Annotated in this window: 22 protein-coding genes; 17 read left to right on the top strand and 5 right to left on the bottom strand. The window is 41.3% G+C overall.

Going from position 1 to position 24,146, the window contains the following annotated elements:
* Positions 1-471: 471 nt before the first annotated feature.
* On the top strand, positions 472-771 hold the full coding sequence (locus M1E93_RS01835) for a PAAR domain-containing protein (protein ID WP_104873032.1): 300 nt from the start codon (positions 472-474) through the stop codon (positions 769-771).
* Positions 772-791: 20 nt separating this feature from the next.
* On the opposite strand, the gene M1E93_RS01830 is transcribed toward M1E93_RS01835, so the two are convergent.
* Positions 792-1,247, bottom strand: coding sequence for a regulatory protein RecX (locus M1E93_RS01830; protein ID WP_014656910.1), 456 nt, complete (start codon positions 1,245-1,247; stop codon positions 792-794).
* A gap of 81 nt (positions 1,248-1,328) precedes the next feature.
* Positions 1,329-2,789, bottom strand: a complete 1,461-nt coding sequence (locus tag M1E93_RS01825) for a DUF4026 domain-containing protein (RefSeq protein ID WP_004925984.1) — start codon at positions 2,787-2,789, stop codon at positions 1,329-1,331.
* 236 nt (positions 2,790-3,025) lie between these two features.
* On the opposite strand from M1E93_RS01825, the gene M1E93_RS01820 reads away from it, so the two are divergent.
* The 8 genes from M1E93_RS01820 to M1E93_RS01785 all read left to right on the top strand — a co-directional run bounded on the left by M1E93_RS01820 (position 3,026) and on the right by M1E93_RS01785 (position 12,046).
* Positions 3,026-3,208 (top strand): hypothetical protein, encoded by a 183-nt coding sequence (locus M1E93_RS01820; protein ID WP_004925981.1) that lies wholly within the window; start codon positions 3,026-3,028, stop codon positions 3,206-3,208.
* 217 nt (positions 3,209-3,425) lie between these two features.
* Entirely contained in the window at positions 3,426-4,427 is a 1,002-nt protein-coding gene (locus tag M1E93_RS01815) for a hypothetical protein (protein WP_014656912.1), read from the top strand.
* Positions 4,427-5,578 carry a BamA/TamA family outer membrane protein gene (locus M1E93_RS01810; protein WP_104873033.1) on the top strand — a complete coding sequence of 384 codons (1,152 nt, stop codon included), beginning with the start codon at positions 4,427-4,429 and terminating at the stop codon, positions 5,576-5,578. Before M1E93_RS01815 ends, M1E93_RS01810 begins: the two co-directional genes overlap by 1 nt.
* Positions 5,578-6,723 (top strand): DUF4056 domain-containing protein, encoded by a 1,146-nt coding sequence (locus M1E93_RS01805; protein ID WP_014656914.1) that lies wholly within the window; start codon positions 5,578-5,580, stop codon positions 6,721-6,723. The genes M1E93_RS01810 and M1E93_RS01805 overlap by 1 nt, the downstream gene beginning before the upstream one ends.
* Positions 6,724-7,202: 479 nt before the next feature.
* Positions 7,203-8,009, top strand: coding sequence for a protein bax (locus M1E93_RS01800; RefSeq protein ID WP_014656915.1), 807 nt, complete (start codon positions 7,203-7,205; stop codon positions 8,007-8,009).
* A gap of 261 nt (positions 8,010-8,270) precedes the next feature.
* Positions 8,271-9,689 (top strand): MBOAT family O-acyltransferase, encoded by a 1,419-nt coding sequence (locus tag M1E93_RS01795; protein WP_036944032.1) that lies wholly within the window; start codon positions 8,271-8,273, stop codon positions 9,687-9,689.
* The gene (locus M1E93_RS01790) at positions 9,676-10,863 is read left to right on the top strand and encodes an SGNH/GDSL hydrolase family protein (RefSeq protein ID WP_041705094.1); all 1,188 of its coding nucleotides are present in this window, start codon (positions 9,676-9,678) and stop codon (positions 10,861-10,863) included. The genes M1E93_RS01795 and M1E93_RS01790 overlap by 14 nt, the downstream gene beginning before the upstream one ends.
* A complete protein-coding gene (locus M1E93_RS01785) occupies positions 10,814-12,046 on the top strand; it encodes an SGNH/GDSL hydrolase family protein (RefSeq protein ID WP_040132721.1) in 1,233 nt (410 codons plus the stop codon). Before M1E93_RS01790 ends, M1E93_RS01785 begins: the two co-directional genes overlap by 50 nt.
* A 223-nt stretch (positions 12,047-12,269) precedes the next feature.
* Here the strand turns inward: M1E93_RS01785 and gntU are convergent, their stop codons facing one another.
* The 3 genes from gntU to gntR all read right to left on the bottom strand — a co-directional run bounded on the left by gntU (position 12,270) and on the right by gntR (position 15,356).
* The gene (gntU, locus tag M1E93_RS01780; protein WP_004925967.1) at positions 12,270-13,628 is read right to left on the bottom strand and encodes a gluconate transporter; all 1,359 of its coding nucleotides are present in this window, start codon (positions 13,626-13,628) and stop codon (positions 12,270-12,272) included.
* On the bottom strand, positions 13,625-14,167 hold the full coding sequence (gene gntK / locus M1E93_RS01775) for a gluconokinase (RefSeq protein ID WP_004925965.1): 543 nt from the start codon (positions 14,165-14,167) through the stop codon (positions 13,625-13,627). The genes gntU and gntK overlap by 4 nt, the downstream gene beginning before the upstream one ends.
* Positions 14,168-14,360: 193 nt before the next feature.
* A complete protein-coding gene (gene gntR / locus M1E93_RS01770; RefSeq protein WP_004926113.1) occupies positions 14,361-15,356 on the bottom strand; it encodes a gluconate operon transcriptional repressor GntR in 996 nt (331 codons plus the stop codon).
* A gap of 202 nt (positions 15,357-15,558) precedes the next feature.
* On the opposite strand from gntR, the gene M1E93_RS01765 reads away from it, so the two are divergent.
* The 8 genes from M1E93_RS01765 to M1E93_RS01730 all read left to right on the top strand — a co-directional run bounded on the left by M1E93_RS01765 (position 15,559) and on the right by M1E93_RS01730 (position 24,083).
* Positions 15,559-16,584: an ABC transporter substrate-binding protein gene (locus M1E93_RS01765; protein WP_076914675.1), complete on the top strand. Its 1,026-nt coding sequence runs from the start codon at positions 15,559-15,561 to the stop codon at positions 16,582-16,584.
* Positions 16,581-17,585, top strand: coding sequence for a FecCD family ABC transporter permease (locus M1E93_RS01760; RefSeq protein WP_014656919.1), 1,005 nt, complete (start codon positions 16,581-16,583; stop codon positions 17,583-17,585). The genes M1E93_RS01765 and M1E93_RS01760 overlap by 4 nt, the downstream gene beginning before the upstream one ends.
* Entirely contained in the window at positions 17,582-18,349 is a 768-nt protein-coding gene (locus M1E93_RS01755; protein ID WP_004925950.1) for an ABC transporter ATP-binding protein, read from the top strand. Before M1E93_RS01760 ends, M1E93_RS01755 begins: the two co-directional genes overlap by 4 nt.
* A 10-nt stretch (positions 18,350-18,359) precedes the next feature.
* The gene (locus tag M1E93_RS01750; protein WP_014656920.1) at positions 18,360-19,178 is read left to right on the top strand and encodes a class I SAM-dependent methyltransferase; all 819 of its coding nucleotides are present in this window, start codon (positions 18,360-18,362) and stop codon (positions 19,176-19,178) included.
* Positions 19,175-20,020 carry a ModD protein gene (gene modD, locus M1E93_RS01745; RefSeq protein ID WP_072502573.1) on the top strand — a complete coding sequence of 282 codons (846 nt, stop codon included), beginning with the start codon at positions 19,175-19,177 and terminating at the stop codon, positions 20,018-20,020. The genes M1E93_RS01750 and modD overlap by 4 nt, the downstream gene beginning before the upstream one ends.
* 108 nt (positions 20,021-20,128) lie before the next feature.
* Complete coding sequence (locus M1E93_RS01740; protein ID WP_104873034.1) at positions 20,129-22,138, top strand: TonB-dependent receptor plug domain-containing protein; 2,010 nt, start codon at positions 20,129-20,131, stop codon at positions 22,136-22,138.
* Positions 22,139-22,613: 475 nt separating this feature from the next.
* Complete coding sequence (locus tag M1E93_RS01735; RefSeq protein WP_040132718.1) at positions 22,614-23,603, top strand: winged helix-turn-helix domain-containing protein; 990 nt, start codon at positions 22,614-22,616, stop codon at positions 23,601-23,603.
* Positions 23,604-24,083: a FidL-like protein gene (locus M1E93_RS01730; RefSeq protein ID WP_004925940.1), complete on the top strand. Its 480-nt coding sequence runs from the start codon at positions 23,604-23,606 to the stop codon at positions 24,081-24,083.
* The last annotated feature ends 63 nt before the right edge of the window (positions 24,084-24,146 follow it).

Here is a 24,146-nt window from a genome sequence, read left to right as displayed (position 1 = left end):
GATAAACTGGAGGGAAAAATTTGCGTTTAAAGGGGACGTACTGGTGTTGATATTGGCAGGGATCAGTCTGTTTCTCACGTATTGGAGCGTGAGCGAGTATCAGAACCTGACCGAGTGAAAACGGTCAGCCAAAAGATATCAGACGCAGAGCCACAATATCGAATTGACCAACTGCACCATGGACGACAAGCGTAAGAGCGCGTTATCTCAGCGTGTCGGGGAATTCGCGACACAGGACAGTCAGTTAGCCATGCAATACAGGGAAATCAGTCAACGGTTAGAAAACGCTAGTTTAGGGTGTCTTAATTAATGGGGAGTGGACAGGTATTACCACAATGAAACAGGATCTCCATTAGAGGCCTATTTTGAGCAAGGGGATTTTGCTTTTGATGTGGGTAAAAATGATCTAGGCACAACCATTTGGCACTTAGTACGTCAAGGAAAACGAAGTGATTAGGCACAAAGAAGAAAATGCGCTGCACCATTGATAACCGTAAAGTGATTCAAAAAGGAGATACCACATCAACGGGCGGTACTGTATTAGAAGGAAGCGATGTTGCTAGTCGGAAAGATATCGATATCGCTACAGAGGGTATGAAAGTCTTTTGTCCGGCGTGTAAAAAAACAGGCACCATCAAGGCCGTAATAATGCCTCCTAGGGTAAAAACTATTCACGTCGTATTGCAAATAGCACTTATCTGGAATTGGAGAAAACCGATTAGCCGCACCAAACTAGTTGTTTTGAGGGGTCGTGTACGCGTAGGCATGTGATTAAAAAATTAAATGATGGGTTATCGAAACTGTTCAAAAATCATATCACCTGAAAAACCTCGATACTGTAAATAACGGACTTGCTTGCTTTTTTCTTTAAAGTCGCGAGGAATTTCATCGCCGAATTTTTTACAACGCACATCCGTCGCAAGCTCAAACCAATCCACATCAAGCTGCTCAAACTGCTGTTCAATTAAAGTCGCAGTAAAACCTTTTTGGCGTAATTCCTGCTTGATCCGTAATGGTCCATAACCTTTACGAATATAACTACGTAACTGTAGCTCTATGACGCGAGTATCATTCAGGAAATGCTGTTCACCTAAACGTTCAATTACCCGCTCAATCAACGGCTCGTCAATAATACCGTCATTTTTTTCATACATACGCCGTTTCATGCGTGCTGATAATTCCGCCGTTCCGTAATCACGGCGAGACAGCATAAATAACGCATATTGATATAATTCAGTTTCATTCATATACGACACTCTGTAATAAAAATGGGTACTCAAAGTACCCATTCTATACGCTAAATTATCCGAGTGCAGCTAAGCAGAGATTTAATGCACTTGAGACCCAGACAGTAATTTATAAATGGTATCCGGAGTATAATTACCGTCTTGGTAATAGATGGTCCAGTCGGTGATATCATCACGAGTCAAAGGATATACTTCCCCTTCCTGCATCGTCTTCACATAGAAAGGATGATTGATCAAGCGCCCCTCAAACTGATCACCGTTCCATGAAACGGGTTCAAACCACATATGCTCATGGCCATCGTAGTCATCTTCCTCGTCACGATAACCGATGCCACATTTCACCAAGAAACGCCATTCGCTCTCTTCTTCGGTGTCTGATTTTCCAAGTAGCTTAGAAAAGAAGCCTTTTTTCTGTACTACAGGTTTCGGACCATAGTTATCCAGCATATGGGTGAAGTATTCCCAACGCAATTTAGCCTTACGAGACATATCCGCCGTTTCTTCGTCGGTACGCATAAACATCATGGCGTTTTGATCTTCAAAACCTTTAAAAAAGCTTTCTAAAACTGGTTCTTCTTGTGTCACTCTAAAGAGCATCACAGACGGATGTTGATGAGACTCATCACGATCCTGCCAATCCCCCATAAAACGGTTGGAATCAGCATCGCCAAATTCATAATTCATCTCTTCGAGTGGTTTCAAATTATCAATTGGCGTTGATTGCCCAACATGTTTTAAGCCTTCTTCAAACGGTAGCGCCACTAAATACTCATAACCACTTTCTGTTTGTCCGATAAAAATTGGTTCATTAAACTCAATTTTGCCATGTGTAATGCTGTTATTAACAAAGCTCCAAAATAGCTCTGGAATACCGTAATAAGAAGCAATCGGATGTGGAATAATGATTTCCGCTTCGGATAAGCCACAACGTGCAAGGCCATGCGTGTGGAACCAATACATGGTTGGGCCACGCTCCTCGTTCTCTTGCTCTTCACTTTCGTCATGATCATAAATAGCGTGAACAACATATAAAGAATCGATACTTGGCATTAAGTCATCGATAAGTTGGAAATTTAACCATTCACGAGTAAAGACTTTCCCTGCCGCCGATAAATCAAGCCCCAACAATAAATCAGGGACTAATATTTGAATAAGTTTTAGTTGCTGTAGATAGCTAACCAATGGCTGGTCTCGAAATAGACACTCAACAATCACCGCTTGCGGTGCAGCGCTTGCCTCTGCATACAATTCCGGGCTGATTGGATCGGTTGAAAAATAGGGATTAATGACGTACTCAGGATCACTATCCACTAATGAGACATAAAAACGCAGTTCTTCTTCTCCGCGTTTACATGAAAAGAAAAAATCACTTTCACTTTCAGGTAAATAATCAATTTCACCTTCAGTAAAATAGTCTTGCTCTTCTAAACGTAGCTCTAAGAGAGATAACGTTAATTCAGAGGCAGGGATTGCCACCATCATAGATGCTTCTTTTTCACCTTTACCGGCGGCAATATCGAGGTATTGTTGTTTATTATTCATTATATAAGCCTATAATTTATTTACTCGGCAAAGGATAGCAGCTTAGTCTATCGTTTTATATTGTGAATAATCTTAACGAATTCATATTAAAATGATTATCTGTATATTTAGAAATAGTCATTATTCGACAACAACTTATTCTACTTTTCAATCCGAAGTCACTCAGGCACAATAACCTTAATTCAACTATCCTCTTGGATACTCTCTTTTATGACATTTAAATATGGGCTTTAGATATGGCAGAACTCACCAAAGAGCAAAAACAGTACGTTGATCAGCTCGCGATGGAGCGTGTTTTTGATATGAACAATGATGATGTTTTAATCAATGCATTAGAGCAAAAAGTACACCAAATGGAAGATCATTTAAAAGCCTACTTCCATGAGCGTGTGCATTTTCATCAAAACAAACAGAAATAATCAGACGATCGTCAATAAAAGAAGCTCCCCCGCTTCTTTTATTGTTTGTGAACACTTCCTTCTCAATCTAATAGACTATAAAAAGTAATTGACCAAGCTCAAGTTTTCTTCAAACACAGCATTTAACGCCATCTATTAATTCCCCTATTATGCTAAACTTATCACTCGTCTTTTATAGACTTGTTTTCCCTTGTTTATTTCAATGTTGAGCCTATTTATGACACGCATTCAACTTAGCAAAGCGTTGCTACTCTCTTGTTGTTTTTCTATTCCTGTCAGCTTTGCTGATAGTGATCGCCCACTTTTTTCAATCACCATGAGTGAGTCTGGCGTTCCACAAAATAACAGCGAAGGTGGTATTACGCGCTCATCCTCAAGCGAATCTCGTGTATTACCAATTTGGGGCGATGAAGCACGCGCCCGCGGTTACGATATCCCAGAGCCTTTTGGTGTGAGCTACGGCTATATGAACCTGCGTCAAGATGTTGTCGTGGATAAAATCGGTTTTATTTCTAATTCAAATATGGACTTAGAGAAATTACTCCATATCGAAACTGGGCATACACGTAGTAAAAATGAGTCACATGTCTTAAAGCTTGATGCTTGGGTGTTCCCTTTTATGAATGTGTATGGGCTCTATGGAAAAACAAAAGGAACATCAAAAACAAATCTAAATAACGTAGAAGCCCGAATGAAATTACCTTGGGGCACAGATTGGATTATCCCTATCGGGAAGAATTTACCTTTCGAATTAGAGTATGAAGGGAAAACATACGGCGGTGGTGTCACTTTTGCTGGCGGGTACAACCAATTCTTTACAACCTTAGATGCTAACTATACTAGAACAAATCTAGATATTTTAGACGGCGATATCTCAGCCTTAGTTATTACCCCACGTGTGGGTTATGAGTTTATTTTTGATCCTCTGATTAGCGGTCAAGGAAATACAAAAATTCAAGTTTGGACTGGTGCTATGTACCAAGATATTACCCAACGTTTTAAAGGGGATATCAGTAAGCTTGATCTACCTCCTGATTTAAGCAAATGGATGATATTTGCACCCGGTGACACAAAATTCGATGTTAAACAACATCTTGCCCATAAATGGAATAACATTGTCGGCGCACGCGTTGAACTGACTCGCAATTTTAATGTTCTGACCGAAGTTGGCTTTAATAACCGCAATAGTTTTTATATCTCAGGTGAGTTTCGTTTTTAATGCTGCAGCAACAACACTCTTCTTTATTAAGGCTGACACTGCTCAGCCTTTTTATTGCCCTCCCCACGCAAGCAGAACTGCTACCTGATCGGCAAAAAATTGATGGCTGGTTAAATGATCTTGGTGGTACAAACCATTTCGATGAGAGTAAAACCATTGATTGGGGGTTATTGCCCGGCCCTTTCTACACCCCCGAAATGGGGATTGGTATAGGTACTGCATTAGTGGGGTTATACCGCATTGATAAAAATGATAAAGAGACTCAACCGTCTTCAATAGGTTTAAGTGGCTTTGCCTCTTCTACAGGCGCATTTGGCGTTAACTTTACCAACTATAACTTTATTGACCATGACCAATGGCGGTTATTTGTTTCTGGTACGTTAAACAATATTCCAACCTACTATTGGGGGAAAGGTTACGCCGCCGGTAAGAATGACCATAATAAAGAAAAATATCACTCTCAAGAATTTGAAATTACGCCTCGTGCACTCTATCGTCTCACCGACGCTACTTATATTGGGCTCGGCTGGAACTTTTCTTCTATTAATGCTAACGACCCTGATGATGGTGCTAAACATTATTTTCAACAATCAATTGGCGGGCAGTCTGTTATTAATTCAGGCATGAGTGCCTACTTTAGTTATGATACACGCGACTTTTTGCCAAATGCGCATCACGGGCAGGCTTTCGAAGCGGTCTACACTTATTTTTCGCCGAGCTTTGGCAGCGATACACGTTTTCAAAGTACCCAATTACAATACGCCTATTACCACGAGCTCACTGAAAACACAGTCATAGCACTCGATAACTATGCACGATTTACCACGGGTGAAGTACCATGGGATCAGCTGTCATTATTAGGTAACGCCAATCGTATGCGAGGCTACTATGAAGGTCGCTATCGCGATAATAATATTTTTACGACACAATTAGAGTTACGGCATAAACTCGATTGGCGTCATGGTATCGTCGGCTGGGTAGGTACAGGCACGATGAGCGATAAAACGGCTGAATTAGGTGAAGGTCATTGGTTGCCTACCACGGGTGTCGGTTATCGTTTTGAATTCAAACCACGTATGAATGTACGGCTCGATTTTGGGGTTGGTCGCAATAGCACTGGTTTTTATTTTCAAGTAGGGGAAGCTTTTTAATGTTACAGCGATTAATCATGCTTATATTCACTTTATTATTAGCAGCATGCCAAAGCACTACCCCCTACAAGCTACCCAACGTTCTTCCTGAGCTGAGTAGTGATACTCACGAATCAGCGACTCAGACATGGCCAGTATTATCCCCTCTAGCACCGCCTCAAGGCCTAAGAGCCTGTTGCGCTTTTGGCTATGATCTGCACGCACAACTTTGGGGTATCCCAGTTCCTTTCTATACGATTGATAATATCGTCGAAGCCGATAAGTTAGGTGAACATCATTACAATGATAGCTTTTTCGGGGCCACCGCCGCTTTAATGGGCGTGAGTAAGGAAAAAGTTGGCCTGTTATATAGCGAGAAAGGCGGGTTTATCGATATTTCCCATGTCAGGGACACGGCTGACTATACCCTCTTTTTGTTTAGTCAAATTTACCCAAAACTGGGGGAAGGCTGGACGCTCAAATTAAGTGATGAACTGGCTAGCCGACAAATCGTCTTCCACTCATTTGCGCCCCCGACTTCCGCTCAGGAGCGTTATACACTTAGCGCTTATTTAGCAGCAAAATTGGCATTCCAGCTAGCAGCTTGGCATGAAATTGCCCAATGGTATGGTTACCAATCTGTTCCCGGCTTTTCCGAGGGGATCTCAGCTTTTTCACCAGAAGACCTCTATTCCAACCTACTTGGCGCCCGTTTAGCCATGACATTAATTTTACAGGGGAGAGCGCAATCATTGCCGATGTTCTCTCAATCTCTGGAAAACACCCTGCCTATCGCATTGGAGCAGCTAGGTGCGAATAGTAAATCACAAACTCGGAAGATGTTCGACCGCGTCGATGGCTTATGGTGGAATAGCTACCAACGAGTTCCTGAAAAATTCCTTGTGTTAACCCGTGACTACGATACCTCAGATAATCGTTATCCTTTAATACCTTTGCAAATGATACCCACTGAGCACTTACGTTTAAGTTTGCCTAACGAGTATCGAGGCTATGTTTTACACCAGCTTGCGCAACTTAGGTTATTACCGACAAAAAAGATGGCCCAATTGCCTATTCCGCAAACCTATTGGACCGTCGCTGATTTTCCAGCTTTATCCACCAAAGCGCAAAAACAGGATCAACAGCAGCAGCGATTGTCGTTTTAAAACAACCTAAACGAAAATAGGTGGAGATTGCTCACTTAGGCTAAATTTCCACCGATTTTTCACCCCCTCCCCCGCATTTTTTAGCTCATTTTTTCACCCGAAAACTGCTCACATTAATATCATCACCCTTTGATAAAAACACAAATTACCAATTCTGTATAAAAAACAGGCTATCGATCGCTTAATAAATAAGCAAAATAACCTTATAATAATGAGGTGAACTGTATGTTATTTACCCATATTTGAGTTAAGTTAACTTGTTTTTTGCATCAATACATCATTAATATTTATTAGTTTTAAGTGTAATATTAACACAAGAAATATAAAAACATTATTAAACAAGGATAAGTTAAACAAAAAATAAATCACAATGTGAAAATGCAGTAATTTAGCTAAAGTCAGCCGGATAAAAGTAGCTACCCAAAAATTATTCTGTTACTATTCGCTCGATTTTTGTTCAGAGAAATTAGGAGAAGCAAATGCCCTCTCGAACGATGAGGACAAACGCCGTCTTCGCTTTCTTACTGTTATTTTTATTTTCGGGGTTGAGTTTTGGCTCAACAAGTACCAGTACCACACTCAAGAAAGAGTATTCTCACAAGGCCGTGCAGAGCTCAAATCAGGCTCATACACCTCTGCCTGATTTGCGAAAATACCCATCCGGTACACCACGTAAGAAAGCGTTTTTAAAAACGATTGTCCCTGTGATTGAAAAAGTCAATCAAGAAATCATGGCTGAGCGTAAATGGTTACTTTCTGTACGCAAAAACAAAAAGTGGAGCGCACAAGAACTTCGCCGTCTAGCTCAAATATGTAATAGCTATGGTATGACCTGTACCAGCCCAAATAGAGTCAATTGGGATAAGCTGTTAAGCCGTGTTGATATCATGCCAACCCATTTGGTTGCGACCCAAGCAGCCACTGAGTCAGGTTGGGGAACGTCACAGCTAGCACAGCAAAACGGTAATTTATTTGGTATGAGATGCGGCAGAGGTTGCCAAGTCAATCAGGGGAAAATTAAAGGCTATTCCGCCTATAACTCTGTTGAAGAGACCGTGTCTGCCTATATGAAGAATATGAATACTCACAATGCCTACGAGTCACTACGATCGTCTAGAGCAAAACAACGTTTATCAAAAGATGAGCTAGATACAACCAAGCTTATCAATGATATGAAAGGGTATTCACAACTAGGTTCCTCTTATAACCGTTATTTGCAAGAGATGTACGTGAGCAATGAAGAACTGATTACACAAGCTCAAAAAACGGCATCGACTCGAATTTAATTTGTATCACCAGGTACAAGTACTCATCTAAAATCCACTTTTTTATAAAGTGGATTTTTTCTTATTGCAACCAGGCCGATTATTAATATGATGTGAATACACATTTATACTTCAAATAATTCGAGATGCCGTTAAGCGATACAGAAACACACACTAAGTAGATCCCCCTATTTTGTGGCACGTGTGAATAAATGTAGTCGGTAGCGCAGCTAACTTGATGTATGACGAGTATGCAACAATAATTAACAATCTGAGTCTTATATGAATTTTTTCTCATTCGAGTTTCTTGGCTCTTTTTTGGTATTTTTCCTTATTTACTGGAGCTGCCAGCCTAGTGCGAAGCTTCAAAATGGGCTACTAATAACCGCAAGTTATTTTTTTGTTTATTCCTTTAATCCCGATTTTGCTTATATCTTATTCGGCTATACCCTATTTATTTATTTTCTTACTAATTGGGTTTCAAATTGGCTTTCCAATAAATGGGTATTTACATTACTCGCGATAGGAATAATCAGTTGCTTTACTGCATTTAAATACTACTCATTTTTTCAAGAAACACTCCAGCAAACCTTCGATAAATTGGGGCTTAATGTAGGTTTACCTATTATTGAATTATTAGCGCCGCTTGGACTCTCTTTTTATGCTTTCCATTCCGTCAGCTATACACTTTCAGTTTGCCGCAAAGAGATCCCCAAAGCCGATTTCTTCGATGTCGTGCTATACCTTAGCTTTTTTCCGAGTATTGTCGCTGGTCCAATTAACCGAGCAAAGAATTTTATTCCACAAATTCAAGCAGAAAGCCGCGAAATACTGGATGCGCGAAAAGCAATCCTACTTATTTCATTAGCGCTGGTTAAACTGTTTCTATTTAGTGCCTATTTATCGGAAAACTTTGTGAACCCTGTCTTTGATGCGCCAGCAGGCTTCAGTGCAGGGGAAATACTCGTCGCAACCTATGCCTATGCATGGAATATTTATTTTAACTTCTCAGGTTATACCAACTTAGTAACTGGTATTGCCTTACTCTTAGGTTTTCGAGTTCCTGTTAACTTTAATGCGCCTTATATGGCGGCCAACTTAAAGGAATTTTGGGCGCGTTGGCACATTAGCCTCTCGACATTTATCCGTGACTATATCTATATCCCACTAGGAGGCAACCGAAAAGGCTTTAGTCGGATGAATACGAATGTCTTTTTGGCAATGGTGATTTCTGGATTATGGCACGGTGCGGCAATGACCTTTGTTATTTGGGGAGCCATTCATGGCCTAGGGATTGTCTTACTCAACCTTAAGAATCTATGGATGGAAAAATTAGGTTGGGCCAATAATCGATTTAATCACACCGCGACCACACTTATATCGCGCATTGTGACATTCCATTTTGTCTGCTTTGCTTGGATATTCTTCCGCAGCCAAACCTTTGATGACGCACTCATGATGATCTCACAGTTTGGGGCGCCTGGATTTATTGCATCGATAGGCTCTAGCCTCGGCCTATTAATCGCATTTTGGGCATTATTGCTGTTGTACCCTTATTTTGTACAGTCATATCACTATATTGCGAAAAAGTACCAAAATATAGCTTGGTACTATTACCCTATTCCACTCGCGCTTATTTTGACTGTTATGTTTATGCTTTCACCTTCAGGAATGCCGGGATTTATTTATGCTAACTTCTGAGTTTAAAAGAAATCTAATAAAAACCGGACAAGTCTTTTTTATTGTTTTGGTCGTAGGGCTATTATTAATTTGGCTCAATCAAGGTTCATTAGAGCGTTTTTGGCAGCAAAAATATCACCGCGATCCCCCTTGGGCGTCTCTGTCTGGAAACCCTGTTTGGGATTATGGTGCTTATTTAAATGAGGGTTCACTCGCTGCGGGTAGTACTTTCCTCTATCATGTGTCAGGACAGCATGCTCAAGATACTAAAGACGCAGAAGCACTTGCCATCGCAAATGAAAATAGCAAACGCACCTTTCCTGAAGGCTATCAAGTTGGGCTACATTTTATTAATGGCTATCTCTATCCGGCAGAATCTCTCTCTGTCACCTTCCCTGAATTACTCAAACGCCAACAAGCGCGGGCGACATTAAAGGGCAACAAACTCGGTCCAGTAAAAGTCGCTCATACCGGGCCTATTGAGCCTAAAACGGTGGCGAAATTAGAGAAAGGTGATCAGGTTCTGTTTGCGGGTGATTCGATGATGCAAGGTGTCGCACCACATGTGAAGAATATGCTATTGAAACACTATAATATCGATAGCATTAACCTGAGTAAGCAAAGCACGGGGCTTGCTTATCCACGCTTTTTTAATTGGCCGCAAACCATTTCTAAAGCGTTGAATGATAACCCTAAAATTAAAGTGCTGGTGGTTTTCCTTGGCCCTAATGACCCATGGGATATGCCACCAGATACGGGCTATAAATATGTGAAGTTTAAAAGCGAAATATGGGAGCAGGTGTATCGTTCTCGCATTAATGATATATTAACGACTGCGCGCCAACATAATGTCGATGTTATCTGGGTTGGCCCTCCCAATATGCGCAAATCAACTCTATCAGAAGGTATGAGGTTCCTAAGGAGTCTCTATCAATCCGAAGTCGAAAACAGTGGTGAAATTTATTTTTCCGTGAATGATGTCTTTAAATACAAAGACCTCACTTACTCCGATTATTTCGGCGACGATAGCAGCAAAATTAAGCTCAGAAGTGGTGATGGGATCCATTTCAGCCCCAAAGGGCAACAAGCGATAGCTGAAAAAGTATTTTCATTAATTCATTTTGAAGAGGAAAAAGAGATACCTCATGAAGCAGAACAAACTGCGTCAAGCCAAATCCAAGTTAGCGGCAGCTAGCGTCATCGCTTTGCTGTCGCTAAGCTTGTTGTCCTGTCAACAAGATGCCGAGCGGACGAGTCAAGGTTCAACACGAGGTGGTACACTCACAAATGTGAATGTACGTGGGCAGCTCATCAATAACGCTGAGCCAAACCTCAGCCACTTTGCGAGCAAACTAAAGCAAGGTCATCAACAGGTCCATATTGTTCAAATTGGGGATTCTCATACTGCTGCCGATTTCTTTAGCGGTAATTTAAGAACATTGTTCCAACAACGCTATGGTGATGCGGGGCCAGGTTTTGTACCTGCAATTTCCATTCCGGGGCAGCGTACTGCGACAATTAACCGTAGAAGCGATAAACAGCAATGGGAACTGTTTAGTAGCCGTAAGGATGAGCGTTTCGATTACCCTCTTGGTGGGCTTATCGCGTTACCAATGACATCGGCGAGCACTGTACAACTGATGCCATTGCAAGCGGCAAATGGGGTTTATCAACTGCAAGCTCTTTACCAAAACACAGCGGGCAGTCAGATGAGTGTCTCCCCTGCGGCTTCATCACCCGTTGCATTACCCGCAACAGGCAATTATTGGCGCTTCTCTTCTCCTGTGAATACTCAGTTACCGGCTGAAGTTACTGTAAGTAATGACAATAACCTCAAGCTAGGAGGGTGGCTGTTGCGCTCAAATCGTCCGGGCGTTATGTTATCGGCGATCGGCATTAATGGCGCGACAATCAATATGATTGATAAATGGCAGCCACAATGGGTTGAAACATTGGCACAGATGTCACCCGATATGGTGATCTTAGCTTATGGCACTAACGAAGCATTCAACGACAAGTTAGATTTAATTGCGTACCAGCAAAGCTTGCGTGAGAAAATTCGTCAAATCCGCCAATATATGCCCAAAAGTGTCATCGTTTTAGTCGGTCCTAATGACTCAATTAAATTTAACGATGCCACAAGCTGCGATGCCAAAATGCCTGTGCATTTAAAGAATGTTATCAAGGTTCAAAAAGCGATAGCAGCACAAGAAAATACCCTATTCTGGGATTGGCAGGATTTTATGGGTGGGCCTTGCTCGATTCGTTCATGGGCCGCACAGGATCTCGCACGACCTGATAATGTTCACTTATCTGCCGAAGGCTATAAAAGAAGTGCGCAAGGCTTTTATCAACAGCTTAGCCAGTTATTAAACTAATCTAAAAAGCAAATGGCGAGATACGCTCTCGCCATTCTTTTTAGCAGCAAATACATTCATCGCATTATCTGCCACTCTTATTACCATCGCCACCTATAAACAACAATATTCGTATGGTACGCATCCTATCGAGTGGTCATACAAAATTCGCTTATTGAATCTCTTTGGAATTGCCCTATTTTGCTCTTCCCCGAACGCGATTGGCTTTCGGGGAGTCGTTAAATTACAAGAAAGCGAAGAAGATCATACCGACTATTGCCCCTGTAGTACCGAGGATAGTTTCCATAATGGTCCACGTTTTCAATGTCTGAGCTTCCGTTGCCCCCGTAAACTTACCAAACAACCAGAAACCGGAGTCATTCACATGGCTTAAAATGAGTGAGCCACCAGAAATACAAGTCGCTAATGCCGCCAATTGTGCCCCTGAATAACCTAACTCACCAACTACAGGCAAGACTAACCCAACCGTTGTTAAACAGGCTACCGTTGCCGAGCCTTGGATCACACGGACAGCGCCAGCAAGGACAAAACACGCAACGGCAATAGGCAAGCCTGCACCGATTAATGAATCACCTAATGCGGGGCCAACACCGGAATCAACAAGTACTTGCTTAAAGACACCACCAGCACCCGTTACCAATAAAATGATCCCCGCAGGTTGGATTGCCGCAGAGCAAACCTCCATGACTTTTTCTTTATTCATGCCATAGCGGAAACCTAAACCGTAAACAGCTAGCAGACACGCTAATAATAAAGCCGTAAATGGATGACCAATAAACTCAAGCCAATGCTCAAGCGTAGAGCCTTTTTCAACCAAGTGTGTTCCGATGGTTTTCAGGCCTACTAATACCAATGGGAACAAGACTAAAGATAGGCTAAACCCGAAACTTGGCATTTTGCCGTGATCCATCGTTGGTGCTTGGTAATCCGCTGGGATATCAATACTGACGTGTTTACTAATAAAACTGCCAAAGAGTGGACCTGCCAATAACATACCGGGTATTGCCGCACACAGACCAATTAAGATCATCCAGCCATAGTCGGCGCCCATTTGTGAAGCGACCAACATTGGTGTAGGCCCTGGGAGTAAGAACGCAGCCGCAGCTGCTACCCCTGCAAACAACGGAATAGCCATGCGAACAACATTATGACCTGTGCGGTTTGCTACAGCGAATACCACCCCAATCAACAGCACGATCGCAACATCAAAAAATAGTGGTAATGCACAGATTAAACCGGCGATCCCTACAGCATAATGCGCTCTTTTCTCCCCAAATAATTGGAGTAGTTTTGTCGCAACCTGATCGAGCGCGCCTGTTTCGTGTAAAATTTTCCCAAACATGGCGCCAAGTGCGACAACGATAGCCAAGAAACCGAGTGTTCCTGCCATCCCTTTTTGCATCGTTTCTGTGATGTCTTGCACTGGCATACCTGAAAATAATCCAGCGCCGATAGAGACAATCATCAATGCAACAAAAGCATGTAAACGGGCGTACATGACAAGAAACAGTAATAAAACCACAGAGCCGACCGCAGTCAGAACGAGTGTCAGTGTGCTTAATGCTTCAACTGGGGTGTTCATGAATTGCCTCCAGAAACAATTTGATGAATAGCCGTACGTGTATTTTCAATCACTTCATCAAGTGATGGGCGAATATCGACAACATGAACATCCTGTTCTTCTGATGTAGGCTCTTGCAGTGCCTGAAATTGTGATACCAACATTTCAGGCTTAAAGAAGTGCCCTTTACGTGCTTTGAGGCGATTTTCAATGAGCTCAGCATCCCCTTTCAGGTAGATAAAATAGAGATTCTTATTACCTTCTCTTAACTTATCGCGATAACTTTTTTTCAATGCAGAGCATACAACCAAAGAAATAGGGTTGGTTCGCTGCATTGCAAAAATGGCATCATTTAATGCTGCAAGCCAAGGTTGGCGATCTTCATCATTCAGTGCGTGGCCCAAAGCCATTTTTTGAATATTTGCTCTCGGATGCAGAAAATCACCATCTAAAAAAGCCGCATTTGTTTTTTGAGCGACACCGCTTGCGACAGCCGATTTACCGCTACCCGATACCCCCATAAAAACAAATGTATAATTTTGTGCTTGGGTATCACTCATGGGAAACTCCTCAGGTGTTAAATAAAAAAGGTACGCTTATTTTTTGTTTACCGATGATAGAAACCGAATTGTTACCGGTAACAGTTACCAGTAACATTATCAGCAGTGCGGCTATTTTTAGCAATTATCTTGATAGGGAAATAAAGAGATCTGTGATGCCTCTCTCACTAATATGCTGCATCACTTTTTAATTTCAAATACTTTCACCGGGCAGTAACTCAAAACCAACATCAAATAACGTTTGTGGTAACTTTTTACCATTAATGCGCGCAAGCAGTACTTCGGCGGCCTTACGCCCCATACTATCCCGAGGGGTTAAAACACTGGCTAATTTCGGCGTCATGACTTGCCCAACATCATGACCGTGAAACCCTGATATTGCCAAATCTTCAGGAACTTTAATGCCAAGACGCTGGCACTCAAAAATAGCACCGATGGCAAGGTCGTCGTTGGTGCAAAATAAACCATCTGCCTCGGGGTATTTTTCTTTGCACTCATGAAGTAACTGAGCGCCTAATGAATAAGAAGAGCTTGCTTGCGTCATCACATTACGAGGCTCCAACCCCGCATCACGCATCGCTTGCTCATAGCCTTGTAGCCGAATAAAGGTCCGTTCATCATATCGAGCGCCAAGATACACCACATGTTGGCAGCCACGCGCTAACATAGCTGCTGTCATCTGCCGTGAGGCTTCAAAGTTATCAATACCGACAGCAACATCTAAACACGGAGAGACGCTATCCATGATCTCAACCACAGGGATCCCCGCGGTCTTCAACATTCTAAGCGTGCGATCAGTATGGGTACGCTCTGCTAAGATCACACCGTCAATATTGTAAGAAAGTAGAAAAGTTAAACGCTCCTCTTCTTTTTCAGGAAGGTAACCATAGTGTGCTAGCATGGTTTGATAACCATAATGGTCAGTCACTGTTTCAATACCGCGGATCACTTCAGCAAAAACTTGGTTGGTCAGCGACGGCAACAGAACACCAATCGCATGGCTGGTTGCATTAGACAGCAAATCGGGGGCCTTATTGGGAATATACCCTAACGCTTCCACCGCTTGAGCAATTTTACCGCGTAACACTTCAGAAACCTGCTCTGGGTTTCGCAAAAAGCGACTAACTGTCATTTTCGTGACACCGACTCTGTCGGCAACATCCTGTAGTGAGGGTCTTTTTTTCTTCATATATTCCGTGTTTCTAACTTACGCAAGTGCGAGTGACTATGTTCAGCGATCTTTGTATGGATAGCAATGTTTGTTACTGATTTACATCACAGAATAGCGGAGTTTTCCGACTAATGTCTCTTTTGTTATTGACTCCTTAGTATGACTCCGTTAACTTCCGCGCTATATATCAATAAATATAACGAAATTTCTTTTTAGCACTATGGGAATCAATCGTAGACTCTTTATTCAATCCTGCGCGGCGTTAGCGGCACTCGCTTATTTGCCTGCTTATGGGCGCATTGAACAAGCGTTGTTTGGTGTATTACCACAACCAAACAAAATCCAGCGTGTAATGAGTTCTGGTCCACCTGCAGATTTACTGCTATTTGCTTTAGCCCCTGAAAAAATGGTTGGATTCTCATCCATTCATTTGCAAAAAGAGCATGACGAACTATTTGCTCAACAATGGCGAGATTTGCCTATTTATGGTCGCCTAGCAGGTCGAGGAAGTACGCTATCTTTGGAAAAGCTGCTCGATTATAACCCACAGTTAATAATTGATACTGGAAATATTGATGACACTTATCGCTCTCAGGCGGCGAAACTTGCCAAACAAACAGGCATTGCTTATTTACTGATAGCCGGAGGGCTACAAGATTCACCACAGCAATTACTTCAACTCGGTGAGACCTTAAATGTACCGCAGCAAGCTCAAACGCTCAGCACACTTGCCAAACACTATTTGCAAGACGCGAAACAATTCGCCATACAACACCATGCGAATGCCCCCAGTTTCTACCTAGCTAGAGGCGCCAAAGGTTTACAAACAGGCACCCGAGGCTCTATTCATACTGAAGCCATAGAAATATTAGGTTTCCGTAATGTCGCCGATATTCCTAATTTTAGGGGGCTAACAGAGGTTTCAATGGAACAACTGTATGATTGGAACCCCGATATTATTATTACTCAATATCAAGAAGCTGAGGAATTTATTCGCCAATCCGCGTTATGGAAAGGGTTAACGGCGGTTGCCACTAACCAATTACTGACCTTTGGAGGAATGCCATTTGGTTGGCTTGATGGCCCCCCAGGAATTAACCGCCTCTTAGGCATGCGCCGGTTACAAAGCCATTTTGATCAACAAATCGAATCCACCATACGCGATGACATCAAACAATTTTTCCATCTGTTTTATCACTCATCGGTGACTGATACGCAAATTGATAGATTGATGGAATTATCATGAGTCGCACAATCAAACCGTTACTTCTTGTTATCGTTTTTATCGGCGCCCTGATCATTGCATTAATTAGTGGTAAGTATTCACTTACGCTTAATCAGCTCATTGATTTAGTTGTGTCTGAATTTACCTCACAAACTCTCGCCGATGACCCACGCAATGCCACTGTTTTTTGGCAAATACGTTTTCCTCGCACACTCGCCGCGATGGTGATTGGAGGAGGACTGGCGATTGCAGGAGCGGCTTATCAGGGAATGTTTCGAAATCCATTAGTATCACCCGATATACTTGGGGTTTCAGCGGGGGCTGGGGTAGGTGCTGTTATTGGTATATTTTTAGGTCAATCGCTGCTCTACATTCAACTAGCCGCCTTTGTTGGTGGGCTATTGGCAGTATCTTTAGTGTGCCTAATTGCCCGAATGGCGCGCCAGCATGACCCCATTTTATCTCTCGTCTTAGTTGGTGTTGCGATCAGCGCCTTATGTGGTGCAGCCATCTCTTTAATAAAAATTCTTGCAGACCCTTATACCCAATTGCCTTCTATCACCTTCTGGCTATTAGGCGGGCTTTCATCCATCACCCAAAGCGACCTACTGTCTGTGTTGCCCATTATGTTGGTTGGCATTATGCCACTGTTACTGTTGCGCTGGCGCATGAATTTACTGAGTCTATCTGATGAAGAAGCGAAAAGTTTGGGTATCAATGTCAGCTTAATGCGAACAATATTTATTATTTCAGCAACATTGATTACCGCCAGTGCGGTATCCATTGCAGGGATCATCGGTTGGATTGGCTTAATCGTTCCGCATATCACCCGAATGATAGTGGGCGCTAACTTCCGCTATCAACTCCCTGCCTCAATGGCTATTGGAGCCATTATGTTACTCATTACCGATACACTCGCTCGCACTATTGCTTCCATTGAGCTTCCACTCGGCATATTAACTTCAGCGGTCGGTGCCCCTTTCTTTTTGGCAATCCTTTTACAAACACGGAGTGCCAAATGAACCTAATCAGACTGGAAAATGTAGCGATTGGCTATCATCATCAAGCCATTATGACAAAAATTAATTTCGCGTTACAAGCTGGCGCGATGACCTGCCTTCTCGGTGCGAATGGGTGCGGCAAAACAACGCTAATGAAAACTTTATTAGGGCTTCTTCCTGCTCTTGAAGGTCACATTTTATTAAAAGAAAAGTCACTCACCTCTTATAAACCGGCTGATATAGCGAAAGTAATTGCTTACGTACCTCAAGCTCATGATACCCCGTTCACCTTTACTGCCATAGATATGGTCATGATGGGGCTGACGCCTCACCTCTCACTCTTTTCTGTTCCCGGCGCCAAAGAACGCGTACTCGGGCTAGAACAACTAAAAAAGCTGGGGATTGAGCATCTTGCCTCGCGTTTATACAGCACCCTCAGTGGGGGAGAAAAACAGTTAGTATTGATAGCCCGAGCCTTAATCCAAAAACCAATCATGTTAATTATGGATGAGCCCGCCGCGAGTTTAGACTTTGGTAACCAGATCCGTTTATTGAAGCAAATTGAACAATTAAAAGCAGATGGGATCACTGTTCTCATGTCGACTCATCACCCACAGCATGCTGCCGCCATTGCAGATAATGTTATCTTACTGGATAAACATGCTGGCGTAAGACAAGGCTCTGCCGAAAGTATGTTAACACTTACCAACCTAGCAAGACTCTATTCTATTGATGAAGAGAGTATTGCCGCTCATTTTCAGCTTCCAGCTCATTTTACTCGCTAAGGTGAAAGTTATGCTTATTGACCAATTAGATTTTGCTCAGATGTACCAACAACATATGCAACAAGCCCAGCGTTCACGCAAAGAGCCTGAGCATTGGGATAAAAAAGCGCAAAAAATGGCACAAACCTGTGCAAACCCACAAGATCCCTACTTAATTCGTTTTCGTGAACTCATGGATTTTACTGGTGCAAAAACCTTATTGGATGTCGGATGTGGGCCGGGCTCTGTCTGTTTGGCACTGGCAAAGCATTTCACCACCGTCATTGGTATTGATTACAGCCAAGGTATGCTTGATGCTGCCCAAGAGCGTGCGAAAGCAATGGATATCAATAATGTTCAATTTGAACAATTAGCATGGGAAGATAACTGGGCGCAATTGCCTAAAGTCGATATCGCCGTCGCTTCACGGTCCACTTTAGTCGATGACCTTAAAACAGCCTTATTGAAGCTCAATCGCCAAGCAAACTTACGTGTTTACACCACGCATACTGTAAACCCAACCTTTATTGATGAAAATATCATCCAATTTATTGGTCGGGAAGTCGTTCGCTTACCGACTTACATCTATGCGGTGAATATTTTGCATCAAATGGGAATAAATGCGCGAGTCGATTTTATTAACAGCCCAGATAAAGGCGGATTTGAACAAGTTGAAGATTTTGTCGAAAGCGTCAATTGGTCACTCAAAAATCTCTCTGATGAAGAGATTGCAAAATTACACCAATATTACGACCTGCAACTCGCGTCAGGAAAGCGCATTCCCTATCCTGCACGCAACTGGGCCATGGTGTCATGGGATGTTGTTGATGAAATGAGTCTAACATTATGATTTATTTACCCGATAGTTTTATCGACCAGCTACTTCTTGATGATATTCAATATGGCGATTTAACAACACGCTCTTTAGGCCTGCATACTCAAGCAGGTACAATGACATTGGTTTCGAAACAGGGTGGGTGTATCAGTGGTATTGATGTTGCCTCACGCATGCTAAATAAACTCGGTATTGATTTTCAAGCTAATTATCGTGATGGCGACGTGGTTCCAGAAAATAGCTGCTTAATAAAAGCCTCTGGAACAGTAGAAGCCCTTCATCAAGCATGGAAAGCCGTACAAAACGTCCTTGAATGGTGCTGCGGTGTTAGTCACTACACCCACCAAATGGTCAGTCTCTTAAAGCGTTATCAACCTGATGCCCAACTTGCCTGTACAAGAAAAACGGTGCCGGGAACAAAGTTACTTGCATTGACCGCTATTATTGCTGGCGGCGCTATTATTCACCGAGCAGGGAGTGCGGAAAGCATTCTATTGTTCACCAACCATCGTCGTTGTCTTGCCGACCCCGATGATTGGCACTCGCATATTCATACACTTAGGGAAGCCGCCCCTGAAAAACAGATTATTGTTGAGGCAGATAATAGACAACAAGCGACACTCGCCATTGAGGCTGGCGCCGATATTGTTCAATTAGATAAATTCAGCCCAGCACAAATCCGCCAATTGCATCAACAAATACAAACACAAAATCGTTTATGTCGGCTATCTGCGGCTGGAGGGATCAACTTACAAACAATAGAGGCGTATGCGCAAACAGGCATTACATTGTTTGTCACATCGGCTCCTTATTACGCTCCCCCCAGAGATATCAAAGTAAACATTTTCACAGGATAGATCTAATTTAAACGCACCCTATGTTGCAAAGGGTTCGTTTTCTCAATAAACGACGCACATCGTTATATAAAAAACAACATATCGATTTAGGCAAATTGGAATTTTATGATGAAAATAAAACAGATCACTTATTTAGTTGGGATGGCACTATTTACTACACACAGCTTTGCAGCCACCTCTGAAAAATTAGCTAATCGTGATGTGATGAGTGTTTGGAGTACACCACTCGCAGCCGATGAAAACATCATGACTCAAGCGCAAATGAAGCAGCTGAATAAAACAAATGTTGCTCAAGCGCTTAGTACAATGCCTGGTGTAGTGATCCAAAAATCAGGTAATCGTAATGAAACTCAAGTGAATGTCCGTGGTTTTGATAGTCGCCAAGTACCTGTGTTTTTTGATGGTATCCCAACTTATGTTCCTTATGATGGAACATTAGATCTTGGGCGTTTTATGACCAGCGAACTCGCTAGTGTTGAGTTGTCGACAGGCTATACGTCATTGTTACAAGGCCCCAACTTGATGGGTGGCGCCATAAACTTAACGACCGCCACACCTAAAAAACCTTTAGAGGCCAATATCAATCTAAATCAAGGCTTTGCTCGCGGCGCTGATAATGCGCGCAATATCAGCGCTCGTTTAGGCGGTCGTAACGATCTTGGCTTTATTCAGCTCAGTGGTAGTCAATACAAACAGCGTTTTATGGGGTTGCCTGATTCGGCTGATAATAACCCATTAGCCGGTAGTCACGGTCGTCGAACTAATTCAGCCACAGACGATAAGCGTTTAATGTTAAAGATGGGCTGGACGCCACGCGACGCTGATGAGTATGTGGTCACTTATTTAAAACAAGATGGCGATAAAAATAGCGCCCCCAGTGCTGATAATAAAAAACAGCAAATTTGGCAGTGGCCAGAGTATAACAAAGAGAGTATTTACTTTAATGGTACGACCCAAGTTACCAATGATATTGCGCTGCAAAGTCGGCTCTATCACGACAAATTCAAAAATACGCTCCATCAATACAAATCAGTTCAGGATTATCGAGCAGGCAAATACAATTACAGCCACTATGACGATTACAGTAATGGTGTCGATATGCGTATCGATTTTACCCTTCGTGAAATAGACATGCTGTCGTTCGCTGCCCACTGGAAAGAAGATATCCACCGCGCACGTAGTAATAAAATCGTTCCTTATGATCGTTATAAAGATCAAACTTGGTCAATCGCCACTGAATACCAATGGGTTGCAACCGATCAGCTTGATATTATTGGTGGGCTTGGCTACGACTGGCGCAATAGTGATGATGGGAAGCGTTATTTATACAATAAACAAAATGTCGTTACTGGGATTGAAAGCTATGAAGATAACCGCCAACGTGCCTTCAATTGGGAACTTATGGCCCGTTATCATCGAGCAAACAATGATACGGTACAATTTTCAGTGTCAGATAGAAGCCGTTTCCCAACCCAAAAAGAGCGCTACACTAAAAATAAGATGAAAAACAATGATAGTTTTATCATCAACCCGCATCTTGATGCAGAGCGTGCTTTAACATTTGATCTCACTTATAAAGGCTACATCACCGCCGATTGGTCCTACAATGCTAGCGCTTATTATAATCATGTCTCTGATGCCATCATGGCACACTACATACATTATGACCCCGCCGCGGGCAGCGACGTTTATCAAAACCGTAATAGCGGTAAGGTTAATTATGCTGGGATTGATTTAGGCAGTCATGGCCAAATTACTGACTGGATGGCTGCGGGTTTAAGTTATAGTTATATTCATGCTGACCCAAAACACGATAGCGTAAAACATGTTGCAGAATTACCAACACATAAAGCGTTCGTTTGGATTAAGTTTATGCCTAATGAACCATTTAGCATTACAGTCACAGAAGAAGCAAGAAGTTGGGCATTTAATTATATTGATAGTAATGAGAAAGTTAGGGGTTTTGCAAAAACGGACATTCGCTTTAATTATGATCTAGGTCATGGAATTTCTATAAATTCGTCAGTGAATAATTTATTTGATAAGTCATATCAATATACCTCTGGATATATTGAAGAGGGTCGTAATTACTGGTTGGGATTTGAATATAACTATTAACCATCAATTAATTTAGGTAAGAGGTTCATCTCTTACCTAATAATTAAATAGATAATAAGACTTATATTAAATCACTATTTTCAAATAAAATTTAATAATATAGGTGCTTGTACTTAGGATTCGTCTTAATAATATTTAATCTCTTAAGCCCATTATCATAGCCAAACCTATATTTTAGTGATATATGGTTTTTTACACATATTTAATGCTATATACAGATATATAATGCTAACCTTACATAATTATACACTACACAACTCTGTTTTATCAGCTATATCTATATATTTAAGTCTAAACTCATCAAAGTCTCATAGCGCAATACTTGAAGTTAATTGATTCCGTATTTAGACTATAGGAATTATAAATATTCATAAAAATATACTTTTACTAATACTTTTAGATTTTAGAAAATTATTCAGTTTTTATCATGATTTCGCCGTCTTAGGGTTAGAAATTAGAGAGAGCAACCGTGTTCATGAAAAATAGCAAAGACTATCTCATAAATAATAAATTTATTTTTGAGACAGGTAAGAACTTCATTTTTATAAAGAATGAAGTTGATAAGTTCGTTGAGTTATCAAAGCCTGCATCACGACTATTGAATGAAATCATCATACTTAACCAAAAATCCAAAATTGCTACAAGAGAAGAGCTACTGATAAAAGTTTGGGAAGAGTATGGCTTAGTAGGTTCAAATAATAACTTAAATACTTATATTAGTGAAATAAGAAAGAAATTTGAGTTGATCGGTATCGACCCAAAATCTATTGTTACCGTTCCTAAAAAAGGATTTCGTTTTGATTGTGACGCCTTAGAAACCATCACTGATGAAAACGATACGCCATATTTGCCAGAAGAAGAGATAGTCGTACTAAATAGCAGTGATGTTACTTTAGGTTTAGATGACTATGAACATTCCGTTACGCATTCTTCACAATATAGTGAAAAAAATGCTGAGGAAGCAACAACTCAATTTGTTGATCAGAAATCAATTATAGAAGAGCATCTTCATCAACCACGACAAGATAATTCGATATCAGAATTATCATCAACCGTACAAGAAGAGCCACAACTGCTCAAAATACAGAATAAGGGTAAGTTTAAAAATAACCCTATTTTGTTCGCTTTGATTGCAATGTCATTATTTTTGTTCATTTTTGTTTTCTATTACACCACTAATTCTAATGCAAGCATGGAAGTAAATAGCTACATGACAGTCAGTGAGCGAGACAAATGTTTGATACAAATACCTATTAATCTCATTGAAAGCTCAACAAAAGATAGCATCGATTTTGTGAATAAAAAACTTGATAAATATAATGTAAATTGTCAAGAGCCTAAGCGTGTTATCTTACTTTCAGAGCCGAATAGTATTCAGTCTGTTGATAAAAATATATCCCTTAGTATTTGTAAGGAAAAAAAGGCTCAATATGACTGTGTATCAATCAATGATCAGAGAATTTAAATGAAAAAATATATTTTATTGTTTTTATTTGTTTTTATTTCAGCTGTGGCAACAACAACATTTATCTATAATAAAGATAATGATGTGAATATTTGTAACTCTGATATTTTATGGATAAAAGATAACGGTACCGATGATGGGATTATGCTGAAGTCAAAAACCAGTGTACTCGTCGCAGATGATAATACCGGAAGAATGAATATGTATGGTTATATCAAGGAGAATAATATTTTTTATCGCCTTGATAGAGCGCTCTATTTTAGCTACCACGCGATTGATAAAAATAACCATTATTCGATACGGTTTAAATCGTTATCGATCACAAGTTCAGATAACGTTCCTCAAAAGCTGTTTGCAAACTTTATTCAGCTTGAAGAAGAAAAAATACACTATTATATTAATTTAACTAAAATGGATGATAATATTTACATTATCAAAGATGAAGCCTACTCATCATTTACTTGCCATGCTGATAAATAGAAAAAGCCTACTTAGAAAAAGTAGGCTCAGCCGTGAAAATTTCAGAAAAACACTCAAAAGGGC

The organism is Providencia sp. PROV272 (genome assembly GCF_049901975.1).
GTDB lineage: Bacteria > Pseudomonadota > Gammaproteobacteria > Enterobacterales > Enterobacteriaceae > Providencia > Providencia stuartii.
This window is presented reverse-complemented; position numbering and strand designations above follow the sequence as displayed.